Source organism: Pseudomonas sp. Choline-02u-1 (assembly GCF_002836515.1).
Lineage (GTDB): Bacteria > Pseudomonadota > Gammaproteobacteria > Pseudomonadales > Pseudomonadaceae > Aquipseudomonas.
Genome location: NZ_PJBC01000009.1, coordinates 1 through 14,123, shown reverse-complemented (window position 1 = coordinate 14,123; position 14,123 = coordinate 1). Strand labels below are relative to the sequence as shown.

The window sequence follows — 14,123 nt, the reverse complement described above, 5'->3', positions numbered from 1 at the left end:
GCGAAGGATGGCCGCACACATTCTGTTTTTGTTTGAGGAGAGACCGATGGTTGCCGCATTGCTTGATCGTCTGGGAGTCAACCCGGCCCTGTACCAGAACGGCAAAGTGCCGGTGCATTCACCCATCGACGGCAGCGAAATTGCCTCGGTGAACTGGGAGGGCGCTGCCGAAGTCGAGCAACACATCAGTCGCGCAGATCATGCATTCGATCACTGGCGCAAGGTGCCGGCGCCGCGTCGCGGTGAGCTGGTGCGCCAGTTCGGCGAAGTGTTGCGCGAGTACAAGGCCGATCTTGGCGAATTGGTGTCGTGGGAGGCTGGCAAGATCACTCAGGAAGGTCTGGGTGAAGTGCAGGAGATGATCGACATCTGCGACTTCGCCGTGGGCCTGTCGCGCCAGTTGTACGGTTTGACCATCGCCTCCGAGCGCCCGGGCCACCACATGCGCGAAACCTGGCATCCGCTTGGCGTGGTCGGGGTGATCAGCGCGTTCAACTTCCCGGTCGCGGTGTGGGCGTGGAACACCACGCTGGCGCTGGTCTGCGGCAACCCGGTGGTGTGGAAGCCATCAGAGAAAACCCCGCTGACCGCGCTGGCCTGTCAGGCGCTGTTCGATCGCGTAGTGAAAAATTTCAGTGATGCCCCAGCGAGCCTGTGCCAGGTGGTGATTGGCGGTCGCGATGCCGGCGAAGCGCTGGTCGATGATCCGCGTGTTGCGCTGATCAGCGCCACCGGCAGCACGCGCATGGGCCGCGAAGTGGCGCCGAAAGTCGCCGCGCGTTTCGCCCGCAGCATTCTTGAACTGGGTGGCAACAACGCGATGATCCTTGGCCCGAGCGCCGATCTGGACATGGCGGTGCGCGCGATTCTGTTCAGCGCCGTCGGCACCGCCGGGCAACGCTGCACGACTTTGCGCCGTCTGATCGCCCACGAATCGGTCAAGGAAGAAATCGTCACCCGTCTCAAGGCTGCCTATTCGAAAGTACGCATCGGCCATCCGCTGCAAGGCAATCTGATCGGTCCGCTGATCGACAAGCACAGCTTCGAAAACATGCAGGACGCGCTGGAGCAGGCGCTCAGCGAAGGCGGTCGGGTGTTCGGCGGTCAGCGCCAACTTGAAGATCAGTTCCCCAACGCCTACTACGTGTCGCCGGCCATCGTCGAAATGCCCGAACAGAGCGACGTGGTTTGCAGCGAAACCTTCGCGCCGATCCTTTACGTGGTTGGCTACAGCGATTTCGAGCAAGCGCTGCGCTTGAACAACGCTGTGCCGCAAGGACTGTCGTCGTGCATCTTCACCACCGATGTGCGTGAGGCTGAGCGGTTCATGTCGGCTGTGGGCAGTGACTGCGGCATCGCCAACGTCAACATCGGCCCGAGCGGTGCGGAAATCGGCGGCGCCTTCGGTGGCGAAAAAGAGACCGGCGGCGGCCGTGAGTCCGGCTCCGACGCGTGGCGAGCTTACATGCGCCGGCAGACCAATACCGTCAACTACTCGCTGGAATTGCCGTTGGCGCAGGGCATCACATTCGACTGACAGGTCGAGATCGCCTTTGTGGGAGCGAGCTTGCTCGCGAATGCGGTGTGTCAGCCGGTATGGATATTGGCTGATTTACCGCTTTCGCGAGCAAGACCGCTCCCACAGGGTAGCCAGTGTTTGTTGGGTTTCTGTTGGAGTCTGGCAATGCCGTTACGCGAAGAATGTCTGTGGGAAAAGCTCACGCCACAACGGCCGGAGAATTCGGCGCTCAAGGGTGAGGTCAAGGTCGATATCTGCGTGATCGGCGCCGGGTTCACCGGGTTGTCGGCGGCGCTGCATCTGTTGGAAAAAGGCAAAAGCGTCTGCGTGCTGGAAGCGCATCGTGCAGGGCATGGTGGCTCCGGGCGCAATGTCGGGCTGGTCAATGCCGGCCTGTGGATTCCTCCAGACGAGATCGAGGCTGGCTTTGGTGAGGCGGTCGGCAGTCAGCTCAACCGCATGCTCGGCGCAGCGCCAGCGCTGGTGTTCAGCCTTGTGGACAAATACAACATCGATTGCCAGTTGCGCCGCGAAGGCACTTTGCACATGGCGCATAACGCCAAGGGCGAGGCCGACCTGCGCAGTCGCGAGCAGCAGTGGAAGCGCCGTGGCGCGCCGGTCGAACTGCTGACAGGCAAGGCCTGCGAGCAAGCCACCGGCACGCAGAAAATCGCCGCCGCGTTGCTTGACCGCCGTGCCGGCACGCTCAACCCGATGGCGTATGTGACCGGGCTGGCCAATGCCGTGCGCGGGCTCGGTGGGCAGATGTTCGATCATTCGTCGGTGACGCGCCTCGAACGCGTCGGGCCGAAGTGGTCGGTGCAGACCGCACAGGGTTCGGTGCTGGCCGAGCAAGTGGTCATCGCCTCCAATGCCTACACCGAAGGCGACTGGACCGAACTCAAGCGCAATTTCTTTCCAGGCTATTACTATCAGGTCGCCTCGGTGCCGCTCACTGAGGACGCTGCGCAGGCAATTCTTCCGGGCGGGCAGGGCTCGTGGGACACCCGTCAGGTGCTGAGCAGCATCCGCCGCGACAAGGAAGGGCGGTTGCTACTCGGCAGCCTCGGCAATGGCAATCAGAAACCGACCTGGTTTCTCAAGGCCTGGGCCGACCGGGTGCAGCAGCATTATTTCCCCAATCTGAAGCCGGTCGAGTGGGAATGCACCTGGACCGGGCGCATTGCGTTCACGCCGGATCACTTGATGCGCCTGTTCGAACCGGCGCCGGGTCTGTTAGCAGTCACCGGCTACAACGGACGCGGCGTGACCACTGGCACTGTGGTCGGCAAGGCCTTCGCCGATTACCTGTGCAACGGCGATTCGCAGGCGCTGCCGATTCCTTTCGCACCGATGCAGCCCCTGGCGGGCGTCGGCTTGCGCAGTTGCCTGTATGAGGCCGGTTTCTCGCTGTATCACGCGGGCCAGTGCTTGCGCATCGTCATTTGAGTGTTGAAATTTGTTGCCGGAAGCGGCGCTTTTGCATCCAGCGACTAGCCTGTAATGGTGCGGGTTGTAGCAGTCCCGCACCAGCAGTGTGCAGTTCGGTGACGCGCGCTGTTACAGGCTGGTTGCACGTACTTTGCCGCTGCGGTTGCAATGATGGCGCGTGCGGGTTGCGCCTGAATAAATATACGGTTTCACCTTCCGCGGTTTAGACGGTTGCACGCCCAATGAAAATGGGAACGAAACAGTCGAAATAACAACAATGCAGCGACTTTTTGAAGAATAAAAAACCGATGGCACGGGCCTTGCTCTGAGCTTTGAGTGAAGTGAAGTCGCAGTGCCAACTAAAAAAAACCTTGGAGCACCACCTCATGTCCCAGACGTTTTACAAGAAAGGCTTTCTTGCCCTCGCAGTGGCTACTGCGCTGGGTGTTTCTGCGTTTGCTCAAGCTGATATCAAGATCGGTGTAGCGGGTCCGATGACCGGTGCCAACGCGGCATTTGGTGAGCAGTACATGAAGGGTGCACAGGCGGCGGCCGACGCGATCAACGCGGCGGGCGGTGTCAATGGGGAAAAAATCGTCCTGGTCAAAGGCGATGACGCGTGCGAGCCGAAGCAGGCGGTGACGGTCGCCAAGGACCTCACCAACCAGAAAGTCGCCGGCGTGGTTGGCCACTTCTGCTCCTCTTCGACCATTCCAGCCTCGGAAATCTACGACGAAGCCGGGATCATCGCGATCACGCCGGGTTCGACCAACCCACAAGTTACCGAGCGCGGCCTGAGTGCCATGTTCCGTATGTGCGGACGTGACGACCAGCAGGGCATCGTTGCTGGCGACTACATCGTCGACATGCTCAAGGGCAAGAAGGTTGTCGTGCTGCACGACAAGGACACCTACGGCCAGGGCCTGGCAGATGCCACCAAGGCTCAGCTGGAAAAGCGCGGCGTCAAGCCTGTGCTGTACGAAGGCCTGACCCGTGGCGAGAAAGATTTCAGCACCATCGTCACCAAGATCCGTGGCGCCGGCGCCGATGTCGTCTATTTCGGCGGCCTGCACCCGGAAGCCGGTCCGCTGGTGCGTCAGCTGCGTGAACAAGGTCTGAAAGACGTCAAGTTCATGTCCGACGACGGCATCGTGACCGACGAACTGGTGACCACCGCTGGTGGCCCGCAATTCACCGATGGCGTGCTGATGACCTTCGGCGCCGACCCGCGCCTGTTGCCGGAAAGCAAGACCGTAGTGGACGCGTTCCGCAAGGCCGGTACCGAGCCCGAGGGCTACACCCTGTACGCCTACGCCTCGGTTCAGACCCTGGCGGCAGCGTTCAACGGCGCGAAGAAAAACGACGGCGAAGCCGCTGCCAAGTGGCTGAAGGCCAACCCGGTGAAAACCGTGATGGGCGAGAAGACCTGGGACGCCAAAGGCGACCTGAAAGTCTCCGACTACGTGGTTTACCAGTGGGACAAGGACGGCAAATACCACCAGCTGGAAAAGCAGAAGTAAGGGCTGAAGCGATCAACTGATCACCATAAATCCCTGTGGGAGCAGGCCCGCTCCCACAGGGGGTGGTGGTGAACACATCGGTCGCGCTCCGACATTGCTCCGACGTACATCTGTATTTTTCCTAGAAGAACCGCGCGCCATTGGCGCGCAGGTTCTCACTGCGTGAGATTGCGTTATGGATGGTATTTTCCTGCAGCAACTGGTCAATGGCCTGACCCTCGGGTCGGTCTATGGCCTGATCGCCATCGGCTACACAATGGTCTATGGCATCATCGGCATGATCAACTTCGCCCACGGCGAGGTTTACATGATTTCCGCTTACCTGGCGGCAATCAGTCTGGCTCTGCTGGCTTACTTCGGTATCGAATCCTTCCCGCTGCTGATGCTTGGCACGCTCATCTTCACCATCGTCGTCACTGCGGTGTATGGCTGGGTCATCGAGCGTGTCGCCTACAAACCCCTGCGTAACTCGACCCGCCTGGCGCCGCTGATCAGCGCCATCGGTATTTCGCTGATTCTGCAGAACTACGCACAGATCGCCCAAGGCGCCAAACAACAGGGCGTGCCTACGCTGCTGACCGGTGCCTGGCGTGTCGAAGTCGGCACCGGCTTCGTGCAATTGACCTACACCAAAGTCTTCATCCTGATCGCCGCATTCGTCGGCATGGGGCTGCTGACCTACGTCATCAAATACACCAAGCTCGGCCGCATGTGCCGTGCGACCCAGCAAGACCGCAAGATGGCCTCGATTCTGGGGATCAACACCGACCGGGTGATTTCCTACGTGTTCATTATCGGTGCAGCCATGGCGGCACTCGCTGGCGTGCTGATCACCATGAACTACGGCACGTTCGACTTCTATGCCGGCTTCATCATCGGCATCAAGGCGTTCACCGCAGCGGTGCTTGGCGGCATCGGTTCACTGCCCGGCGCGATGCTCGGCGGGATCATCCTCGGCATCTCCGAGTCGCTGTTCTCCGGTCTGGTCAACTCCGACTACAAAGACGTGTTCAGTTTCTCGCTGCTCGTCCTCGTACTGGTCTTCCGGCCGCAGGGCCTGTTGGGCCGTCCTCTTGTGTCGAAGGTGTAAGCGATGTCTGCAACCACTGAAAAATCCATCGATATCAAAAAAAGCCTGGTCGAAGCGATTCTTGCCGGCCTGATTGCGCTGATCGTGTTCGGGCCGATTGTCGGCGTGGTCCTCGACGGCTACAGCTTCAACCTCGAAGCGACCCGCGTGGCGTGGATCATTGCCATCGTCATGGCCGGTCGCTTTGCGCTCAGCCTGTTCCTGCAAACGCCCAAGGGCCTGAAGATCCTCGACGGGTTCGAGAGCAGCGGTTCCGGCGTGCACGTGCTGCCGGCAGATTACAAATCGCGGCTGCGCTGGATCATCCCGCTGATCATTGTGCTGGCGATCATCGTGCCGTTTGTTTCCAACTCCTACCTGCTCGGCGTGGTCATCCTCGGTTTGATCTACGTGCTGCTGGGGCTGGGGCTGAACATTGTGGTCGGTCTGGCCGGGCTGCTCGACCTTGGTTACGTGGCGTTTTACGCCATTGGTGCCTACGGTCTGGCGCTGGGTTACCAATATCTCGGTCTGGGTTTCTGGACCGTGCTGCCGCTGGCGGCGATCACCGCAGGCCTGGCCGGTTGCATTCTCGGTTTCCCGGTGCTGCGTCTGCACGGTGACTATCTGGCGATCGTGACCCTGGGCTTCGGCGAAATCATTCGTCTGGTACTGAACAACTGGCTGTCGCTGACTGGCGGCCCGAACGGCATGCCTGCGCCACTGCCGACGTTCTTCGGTCTGGAGTTCGGCAAGCGTGCGAAGGATGGCGGGGTGCCGTTTCATGAGTTCTTCGGCCTGACCTACAACCCCGACGTGAAGTATTACTTCATCTACGCAGTGCTGTTCCTGGTGGTGCTGGCGGTGCTGTACGTCAAGCATCGGCTGGTGAAGATGCCGGTCGGTCGCGCCTGGGAAGCCCTGCGTGAAGATGAAATCGCCTGCCGTTCGATGGGCCTGAACCACGTACTGGTCAAACTCTCGGCGTTCACCATCGGTGCGTCGACGGCGGGTCTGGCCGGGGTGTTCTTCGCCACTTATCAAGGCTTCGTCAACCCGACCTCGTTCACCTTCTTCGAATCGGCGCTGATCCTCGCCATCGTCGTGCTCGGCGGCATGGGCTCGACCATTGGCGTGGTCATCGCCGCGTTCGTGCTCACCGTCGCTCCGGAACTGCTGCGCGGCTTCGCTGAATACCGCGTTCTGCTGTTCGGCATCCTGATGGTGTTGATGATGATCTGGCGACCGCGCGGGCTGATTCGCATCAGTCGCACCGGGGTCAAACCACGCAAAGGGGCCATTCACTACGAGAGGACTGCGCCATGAGTGAAGTCGTACTCTCTGTTGAAAAACTGATGATGCATTTCGGCGGCATCAAGGCCTTGAGCGATGTCAGCCTGAAGGTCAAACGCAATTCTATCTTCGCCTTGATCGGCCCCAATGGCGCCGGCAAGACCACGGTGTTCAACTGCCTGACCGGTTTCTACAAGGCCACGGGCGGCAAGATCGAACTCAACGTGCGCGGCCAGCAGACCAACGTCATCCAGTTGCTTGGCGAGTCGTTCAAACCGACCGATTTCGTTTCGCCGAAATCCTTCCTGAGCCGCCTGTACTACAAAATGTTTGGCGGTACTCACTTGGTCAACCGTGCAGGTCTTGCCCGTACCTTCCAGAACATTCGCCTGTTCAAGGAAATGTCGGTACTGGAAAACCTGCTGGTGGCGCAGCACATGTGGGTCAACCGCAACATGCTCGCCGGCATCCTCAACACCAAGGGCTATCGCAAGGCCGAGAGCGACGCGCTGGATGTCGCGTTCTACTGGCTGGAAGTGGTTGATCTGGTCGACTGCGCCAACCGTCTCGCCGGCGAGTTGTCCTACGGCCAGCAACGGCGTCTGGAGATCGCCCGGGCGATGTGCACGCGACCGCAGATCATTTGCCTCGACGAACCGGCCGCCGGCCTCAACCCTCAGGAAACCGAAGCGCTCAGCGCGATGATCCGGCTGCTGCGCGACGAGCACGATCTGACCGTGGTGCTGATCGAACACGACATGGGCATGGTCATGAGCATTTCCGATCACATCGTGGTTCTCGACCACGGCATTGTCATCGCCGAGGGCGGGCCGGAAGCGATCCGCAACGACCCGAAAGTGATCGCAGCCTACCTGGGCGCCGACGAAGAGGAGCTGGTATGAGCCAACCGATCCTCGAACTGCGCAATCTGGACGTGTTCTACGGCCCGATCCAGGCCCTCAAAGGTGTTTCACTGCAGATCAACGAAGGCGAGACCGTCAGCCTCATCGGTTCCAACGGCGCGGGCAAGTCGACCTTGCTGATGTCGATCTTCGGCCAGCCGAGAGCTGCGGGCGGGCAGATCCTTTATCAAGGTGTCGACATCACGCACAAGTCATCCCACTACATTGCCTCCAACGGCATTGCGCAGTCGCCGGAAGGGCGGCGGGTGTTCCCCGACATGACCGTCGAGGAAAACCTGCTGATGGGCACGATCCCGATTGGCGACAAGTACGCCAAAGAGGACATGCAGCGCATGTTCGAGCTGTTTCCCCGGCTTGAAGAGCGGCGCAGTCAGCGGGCGATGACCATGTCTGGCGGTGAACAGCAGATGCTCGCCATCGCCCGTGCGCTGATGAGTCGGCCGAAGCTGTTGCTACTCGATGAACCAAGCCTGGGGCTGGCGCCGATCGTGGTGAAGCAGATTTTCGCCACCCTGCGTGAACTGGCGAAAACCGGGATGACGATTTTTTTGGTCGAGCAGAATGCCAACCATGCGCTCAAGCTGTCGGATCGCGCGTATGTGATGGTCAACGGCGAAATCCGTTTATCCGGCACAGGTAAAGAGTTGCTGGTGAATGAGGAGGTACGTAACGCCTATCTGGGCGGGCACTGATTTTCTCGCGGTTGTACACAGCCCTGGCGACGAGAGTCCCGGGGCTTTTCTTTTCCAGATCCTCCACAAATCCCTGTGGGAGCGGGCTTGCTCGCGAAAGAAGTGTGTCAAAAAACCACCGTGTTAATTGACTCACCGCTTTCGCGAGCAAGCCCGCCCCACAGTGGATCTGCGCGGGCCTCGCAATTGTGGAAAACAAATTCCCCAAGCTGCCAAAGCGCGACATATAGACGCTGCAAATGGCTGTTTTTCCACAGTTTTGACTTGTCCCCGGTTACTGTGGAACCGGCTGTGAATAACGTGGGTGTATATGGCTGCAGGCCATATAAAACGTGGCCTTCAAGGCTATGATTGTTTTTTGATCAGGCTTTTTTACAGGAGCGGCAGACGTCGTTGTCAACCTTTTTTTGGCAACCGGGGCGACAGCCATTTACTTTGATCAGGCCTGTGGATAAGTCTGTGACTAAACTCTGGAAAGACTTCGCTGAGGGCCGTAGTTGCTGGCCTCGCGCAATCACCCGGTGGCACCGTCCGTCGTGCAAAATGCCCTGTCCCGCACATCCATCGTCTCAGGGTCAAGCAAAAAACTTTCCATTTCGCCCGCAACGCCTTGTGTGGCGCGGCTTTGCGCCTTTGTACTTGCCCCCGAAAACTGTGGAGCAGACTGTGGATAACATGCGTGCACATGGCTACAGGCCACGCCTGGCAAGGGATAGCGGCCGTTGATCAAATTTTGATCTGAAACTCGTCCCATGTAGGCGCAGCCGTCGGCCCCCTGCATGGGGCAATGGTTGCTCGAGAATGCGAGGGCGGGCATGCTGCCTGCTGATTTTCTATTCCAAGGGCTGCCGTGGCAGCCGAAGCAAGGAGAACACGATGTCCAACACCCTGTTTATCACCGGCGCTACGTCCGGTTTTGGTGAAGCCTGTGCCCGTCGTTTTGCCGAAGCTGGCTGGAAACTGGTGCTGACCGGCCGTCGTGAAGAACGCCTCAATGCCCTGTGCGCGGAACTGTCGAAGCAGACTGAAGTGCACGGCCTTGTCCTCGATGTGCGTGATCGCAAGGCGATGGAGGAGGCAATCGCTGACCTGCCGCCTTCGTTCGCCACACTTCGTGGCTTGATCAACAACGCCGGCCTGGCGCTCGGCGTCGACCCGGCGCCGAAGTGCGATCTGGATGACTGGGACACCATGGTCGACACCAATGTCAAAGGCCTGATGTACGCCACCCGCCTCCTGCTGCCACGGCTGATCGCCCACGGCCGTGGCGCCGGCATCGTCAACCTCGGCTCTATCGCCGGCAACTACCCGTACCCGGGCAGCCACGTGTATGGCGCAACCAAGGCGTTCGTCAAACAGTTCTCGCTGAACCTGCGTTGCGACCTGCAGGGCACCGGCGTACGAGTAAGCAACATCGAACCCGGCCTGTGCGAAAGCGAGTTCTCGCTGGTGCGTTTCGCCGGCGATCAGGAGCGCTACAACGCGACCTACGCCGGCGCCGAGCCGATCCAGCCGCAGGACATCGCCGAGACGATTTTCTGGGTGATGAACACCCCGGCGCACATCAACATCAACAGCCTGGAGCTGATGCCGGTAAGCCAGACCTGGGCCGGGTTTGCCATCGAGCGCAACAAGGCCTGAGACCGCGCTGAGGCCATTCGCGAGCAGGCTCGCTCCCACAATGAAAGTGCGCCGGACACACTATCGGTGAACAGCACAATCAAGGTGGGGGCGAGCTTGCTCGCAAAAGCGATCTGTAAGTCAGCGCAGATATTCAGCTAGACCGCTGTAACAAGTCGCCAAATGATAAGGCGTGGTCGAAGGCATGTCCTTGCGACTGACTTCACCGTTTTCATCGCGGCACTCATGCCAACCCCCGGCATGCAGAAACCGCTGCTGCAACGCCTGCAACTGGCGCAGCACTGACGCTTCACTTTCCGGGCGCAGTGTCAGCGCGCGCAGGTATTCGGCCTGAGCCCAAATCCGCTGCGTCGAATCCCTTGGCCTTCCGTTACCTTCCAGATCAAGCATCGCCCGTACGGCGCCGCAAGATTCCAGCACGCCATATTGTTCGGTAAAGACGAATGCCCGATCCAACGCCCGGTGCAGTTTCGAATCGCGTAACAGCGGCGACGATTCGAGCAGGAAATACCATTCAAACTGATGCCCCGGCTCATACCAGTTATCCACAGTCCCCAGCGGCTTTTCCATCAACACGCCGTATTGCGGATCGACGAATTGCTTGTGCATGGCTGTGCATAACTCAAGCAGGGCTTGTTGCGTGTGCGCATCTTCGCGTACGGCGAGAGTGGCGAGGAAGGCTTCGGCCAGATGCATCAACGGGTTTTGCAGTGGGCCGGTCTGCAGGGTGAGCCAGTCGCGCTCCAGGCAGGCTTCGTACAAGCCGTCACCGGTGGCGAAACGGCGGCCGATGATTTCCAGCGCGGCGTTCAATGTCGATTCCGCTAGCGAGTCGCGAGACTTGCCCCAGTAATGCGCGCAGGCGAACAGGATGAAGGCGTGGGTGTAGAGATCCTTGCGCTGGTCCAGCGGCTTGCCTTGCGCATCAATGCTGTAGAACCAGCCGCCGTGCTCGGCATCATGGAAATGCCGTTGTAGAGAACGAAACAGCGCCGCCGCACGGACTTCGGCGTTATCCACAACCCCGATCAGGCTGGAGAACACATACAGCTGCCGTGCGCAGGCCATCGCCCGATAACGTTGTGCTGGCAGCGGTTGATGCGCGGCGTCCAGCGCCTCATACGGTAACGCCATGTCGGCGTTCCAGCCCGGGCCTTGCCACAGCGGCACGATCACGTCGAGGAAGTGCTGCTGCACTTGGCCAAACAGGGCGGTCAATTCGGGCAGGGCGGTGGAGCGGGAAGCGTGGGGCATGGGCGGAGGTCGTCACGGGCTGGGGCGATTGCGCGACATGGTAGCAGAGAGGCAGCCTTTAGAGGCCGGGTGTCTGATGGGCCGCTTTCGCGAGCAAGCCCGCTCCCGCAGGTTTTGTGCTCGCCACAAATCCAGTGTGGGAGCGGGCTTGCTCGCGAAGGGGACAGTTCAGGCGAAACCAATCAGCCCGCCAACAACCACACCCCAGTCGCCGCCGATGCAGCCCCAGCCAGTCGCACCAATGGCGCCGCTGCCTGCGGCAACACGCGCACCACGCCATAACCGAGCGCATGCAAAACAGCTGTCGCCGCGACAAACCCGGCCGCATACGCCCAAGGACTGCTCATCTCCGGCAGTTCCAAGCCATGCGCCACGCCGTGGAACAGCGCAAACGGTGCCGTCGCTGCCACCGCCATCACCAGCGGCGGACGCACCGCCAGGGCTACCGCCAGGCCCAGCGCCAATACCGAAGCGGCAATCCCGCTTTCCAGCGCCGGCAACTCAAGCCCTTCAAAACCGAGCAAACCGCCCAGCAGCATGGTGCCGACAAACGTGCACGGCAGCGCCCAACGCGCCGCGCCTTGCTGCTGCGCCGCCCACAAGCCGACGGCGAGCATTGCCAGCAAATGGTCGAGACCGCCGATCGGGTGGCTGATACCCGCGACGAGGCCGCTGTCGCCATGCCCCGGGTGAGCGAAGGCCAGTGCCGGTGTCAGCAGCAGCGCCACGGCGCCAAGAATGCGTTTGAGTGTCATGGATAAGCTTCCTTGTTGATAAGTGAATCAGGCAGCGGTCAGCAGGCCCTGACGTTCGATGAAGGCGATGATTTGCTCAAGGCCCTGACCGGTTTTCTGGTTGCTGAACACGAACGGCTTGCCGTTGCGCATGCGTTTGGTGTCGCTGTCCATCATTTCCAGCGAGGCGCCCACCAGCGGTGCGAGGTCGATCTTGTTGATCACCAGCAGGTCGGACTTGCAGATCCCCGGGCCGCCCTTGCGCGGCAGCTTGTCGCCGGCGGAAACGTCGATCACGTAGATGGTCAGGTCGGACAGCTCCGGGCTGAAGGTCGCTGAGAGGTTGTCGCCACCGGATTCGACCAGAATCAGATCCAGGCCCGCAAAGCGCCGGTTCAATTGATCGACCGCTTCAAGGTTGATCGAGGCGTCTTCGCGGATCGCCGTGTGCGGGCAGCCGCCGGTTTCCACGCCGATGATGCGCTCCGGCGCGAGGGCTTCGTTGCGCACCAGGAAATCGGCGTCTTCGCGGGTGTAGATATCGTTGGTGACCACGGCGAGGTTGTAGCGCTCGCGCAGGGCCAGGCACAGGGCCAGGGTCAACGCGGTCTTGCCGGACCCGACCGGGCCGCCGATGCCGACGCGCAGAGGTTGTGTATCCATTTCATTCTCCAAAAATAAACAGGCCTAAGAGCGGAAGAGGCGGCTGTACTGGCGTTCATGGGCCATGCACGCCAGGGACAGACCAAAAGCGGCACTGCCGATGTGTTCGGGATTGATTCGGCTTGCGTCGTGCTGCGCCTGTTGCAGCAGCGGCAGCAGTTCGCTGGTCAGACGCTGGGCCGCTTGCTGGCCCAACGGCAGGGTTTTCATCAACACGGCGAGCTGGTTTTCCAGCCAGCTCCACAGCCATGCGGCAAGCGCGTCCTGTGGGCTGATGCCCCAGGCGCGTGCTGCCACTGCCCAGCACAAGGCCAGGTGCGGTTCTGCGGTCTGGTCAAGAAAGTCGCGGGCGGGCGCATCGAGTTCCGGCAGACCGTTCAGCAGCTGCTGCAAGGAGTAACCCATCTGCCGGCTCTCCAGATGCAGCTCGCGGGTTTCGCGGCTGGCGCGATGGCTCTCGCAGAGCTGCCGTAGTTCGGCCCAGTTTTCATCTGCTGCGGCTTGGCAATGCGCCAACAACAGCGGCGCTTCGAAGCGGGCGAGATTGAGCAGCAGTTGATCGCTGATCCAGCGGCGGGCGGCGTCAGGGGTGTGGACCCGGCCGTTATCCACCGCCATTTCCAGACCCTGGGAATAGCTGTAGCCACCAATCGGCAATTGCGGACTGGCCAGACGCAGCAGCGCCCAGGCCGGATTCACAGGCGCACGCCGAACTGGTGAAGTTTTGGCGCGTAGTTGAAGTCTTCGTCGCCGTGGCGGGAATGATGGTGGCCGCCCCCATATGCGCCGTGTTCCGGCTGGAACGGCGCTTCGATAGCCTCGACCTGGGCGCCGAGCTGTTCGAGCATGGCCTTGAGTACGTAATCGTCGAGCAGGCGCAGCCAGCCGTCGCCAACTTGCAGGGCGACATGGCGGTTGCCGAGGTGATAAGCCGCGCGCGTCAGTTCGAACGCATTGGCGCACGTGACATGCAGCAGTTGTTCGGGACGGGCGTAGACGCGCACGACACGGCCGTCTTCGGCCTGCAAACATTCGCCGTCATACAGCGGTGGCTGGCCGCGCTCCAAAAACAACCCGACGTCTTCGCCTTCGGCACTGAAACAGCGCAAACGGCTTTTGCTGCGCGCTTCGAAGGTCAGGTGCAACTCGGCGGCCCAGACGGGTTGAGGGTCGATTCTGCGATGAATCACCAGCATCGGAAAGCTTCCAGCAATGAACGTTGAATGGGCTAGAGCAAGCGTCGCGCCAACCGGCCCATCTGTAGGAAATGGCTGACGGCGCGTGGCTGATCTTTCAACAGGTGCGGGGATTCTGGAAGGTTTTGGTGCATGAAGGATTTGTCATGCACCAAAGCGAGGCTGCGACGCATGACCCTTGTGGGAGC

General features: G+C 60.6%; 13 protein-coding genes. 8 read left to right on the top strand and 5 right to left on the bottom strand.

Annotation, left to right across the window (positions count from 1 at the left end; all coding sequences use genetic code 11):
* Positions 1–46 precede the first annotated feature (46 nt).
* From CXF97_RS07860 to CXF97_RS07820, 8 genes are all read left to right on the top strand, one after another.
* Positions 47–1,537, top strand: coding sequence for an aldehyde dehydrogenase family protein (locus CXF97_RS07860; RefSeq protein ID WP_101157703.1), 1,491 nt, complete (start codon positions 47–49; stop codon positions 1,535–1,537).
* A 147-nt stretch (positions 1,538–1,684) separates the two neighbouring features.
* Positions 1,685–2,968, top strand: a complete 1,284-nt coding sequence (locus CXF97_RS07855) for an FAD-binding oxidoreductase (protein WP_101157701.1) — start codon at positions 1,685–1,687, stop codon at positions 2,966–2,968.
* A gap of 368 nt (positions 2,969–3,336) precedes the next feature.
* Positions 3,337–4,470, top strand: a complete 1,134-nt coding sequence (locus tag CXF97_RS07850; protein WP_101157699.1) for an ABC transporter substrate-binding protein — start codon at positions 3,337–3,339, stop codon at positions 4,468–4,470.
* Positions 4,471–4,645: 175 nt separating this feature from the next.
* Positions 4,646–5,560, top strand: a complete 915-nt coding sequence (locus CXF97_RS07845) for a branched-chain amino acid ABC transporter permease (protein WP_016771918.1) — start codon at positions 4,646–4,648, stop codon at positions 5,558–5,560.
* A 3-nt stretch (positions 5,561–5,563) separates the two neighbouring features.
* On the top strand, positions 5,564–6,865 hold the full coding sequence (gene livM / locus CXF97_RS07840) for a high-affinity branched-chain amino acid ABC transporter permease LivM (protein WP_016771917.1): 1,302 nt from the start codon (positions 5,564–5,566) through the stop codon (positions 6,863–6,865).
* Positions 6,862–7,734, top strand: coding sequence for an ABC transporter ATP-binding protein (locus CXF97_RS07835; RefSeq protein WP_101157697.1), 873 nt, complete (start codon positions 6,862–6,864; stop codon positions 7,732–7,734). Before livM ends, CXF97_RS07835 begins: the two co-directional genes overlap by 4 nt.
* Positions 7,731–8,447 (top strand): ABC transporter ATP-binding protein, encoded by a 717-nt coding sequence (locus CXF97_RS07830; RefSeq protein ID WP_101157695.1) that lies wholly within the window; start codon positions 7,731–7,733, stop codon positions 8,445–8,447. Before CXF97_RS07835 ends, CXF97_RS07830 begins: the two co-directional genes overlap by 4 nt.
* A gap of 876 nt (positions 8,448–9,323) precedes the next feature.
* Positions 9,324–10,088, top strand: a complete 765-nt coding sequence (locus CXF97_RS07820; RefSeq protein ID WP_101157692.1) for an SDR family oxidoreductase — start codon at positions 9,324–9,326, stop codon at positions 10,086–10,088.
* Between the two features lie 120 nt (positions 10,089–10,208).
* Here CXF97_RS07820 and CXF97_RS07815 read toward each other — a convergent pair whose 3' ends face one another.
* The 5 genes from CXF97_RS07815 to ureE all read right to left on the bottom strand — a co-directional run bounded on the left by CXF97_RS07815 (position 10,209) and on the right by ureE (position 13,935).
* The gene (locus tag CXF97_RS07815) at positions 10,209–11,342 is read right to left on the bottom strand and encodes an AGE family epimerase/isomerase (RefSeq protein WP_101157690.1); all 1,134 of its coding nucleotides are present in this window, start codon (positions 11,340–11,342) and stop codon (positions 10,209–10,211) included.
* A 182-nt stretch (positions 11,343–11,524) separates the two neighbouring features.
* The gene (locus CXF97_RS07810; RefSeq protein ID WP_101157688.1) at positions 11,525–12,097 is read right to left on the bottom strand and encodes a HupE/UreJ family protein; all 573 of its coding nucleotides are present in this window, start codon (positions 12,095–12,097) and stop codon (positions 11,525–11,527) included.
* Between the two features lie 27 nt (positions 12,098–12,124).
* Positions 12,125–12,739, bottom strand: coding sequence for an urease accessory protein UreG (ureG, locus tag CXF97_RS07805; protein WP_101157686.1), 615 nt, complete (start codon positions 12,737–12,739; stop codon positions 12,125–12,127).
* 24 nt (positions 12,740–12,763) lie between these two features.
* The gene (locus CXF97_RS07800) at positions 12,764–13,438 is read right to left on the bottom strand and encodes an urease accessory protein UreF (RefSeq protein WP_101157684.1); all 675 of its coding nucleotides are present in this window, start codon (positions 13,436–13,438) and stop codon (positions 12,764–12,766) included.
* Positions 13,435–13,935, bottom strand: coding sequence for an urease accessory protein UreE (ureE, locus tag CXF97_RS07795; protein WP_101157682.1), 501 nt, complete (start codon positions 13,933–13,935; stop codon positions 13,435–13,437). The genes CXF97_RS07800 and ureE overlap by 4 nt, the downstream gene beginning before the upstream one ends.
* Positions 13,936–14,123: the final 188 nt, after the last annotated feature.

Coding starts and splice junctions, on each gene's coding strand:
- CXF97_RS07860 (WP_101157703.1), top strand. CDS start 47: ATGGTTGCCGCATTGCTTGATCGTCTGGGAGTCAACCCGGCCCTGTAC.
- CXF97_RS07855 (WP_101157701.1), top strand. CDS start 1,685: ATGCCGTTACGCGAAGAATGTCTGTGGGAAAAGCTCACGCCACAACGG.
- CXF97_RS07850 (WP_101157699.1), top strand. CDS start 3,337: ATGTCCCAGACGTTTTACAAGAAAGGCTTTCTTGCCCTCGCAGTGGCT.
- CXF97_RS07845 (WP_016771918.1), top strand. CDS start 4,646: ATGGATGGTATTTTCCTGCAGCAACTGGTCAATGGCCTGACCCTCGGG.
- livM (WP_016771917.1), top strand. CDS start 5,564: ATGTCTGCAACCACTGAAAAATCCATCGATATCAAAAAAAGCCTGGTC.
- CXF97_RS07835 (WP_101157697.1), top strand. CDS start 6,862: ATGAGTGAAGTCGTACTCTCTGTTGAAAAACTGATGATGCATTTCGGC.
- CXF97_RS07830 (WP_101157695.1), top strand. CDS start 7,731: ATGAGCCAACCGATCCTCGAACTGCGCAATCTGGACGTGTTCTACGGC.
- CXF97_RS07820 (WP_101157692.1), top strand. CDS start 9,324: ATGTCCAACACCCTGTTTATCACCGGCGCTACGTCCGGTTTTGGTGAA.
- CXF97_RS07815 (WP_101157690.1), bottom strand. CDS start 11,342: ATGCCCCACGCTTCCCGCTCCACCGCCCTGCCCGAATTGACCGCCCTG.
- CXF97_RS07810 (WP_101157688.1), bottom strand. CDS start 12,097: ATGACACTCAAACGCATTCTTGGCGCCGTGGCGCTGCTGCTGACACCG.
- ureG (WP_101157686.1), bottom strand. CDS start 12,739: ATGGATACACAACCTCTGCGCGTCGGCATCGGCGGCCCGGTCGGGTCC.
- ureE (WP_101157682.1), bottom strand. CDS start 13,935: ATGCTGGTGATTCATCGCAGAATCGACCCTCAACCCGTCTGGGCCGCC.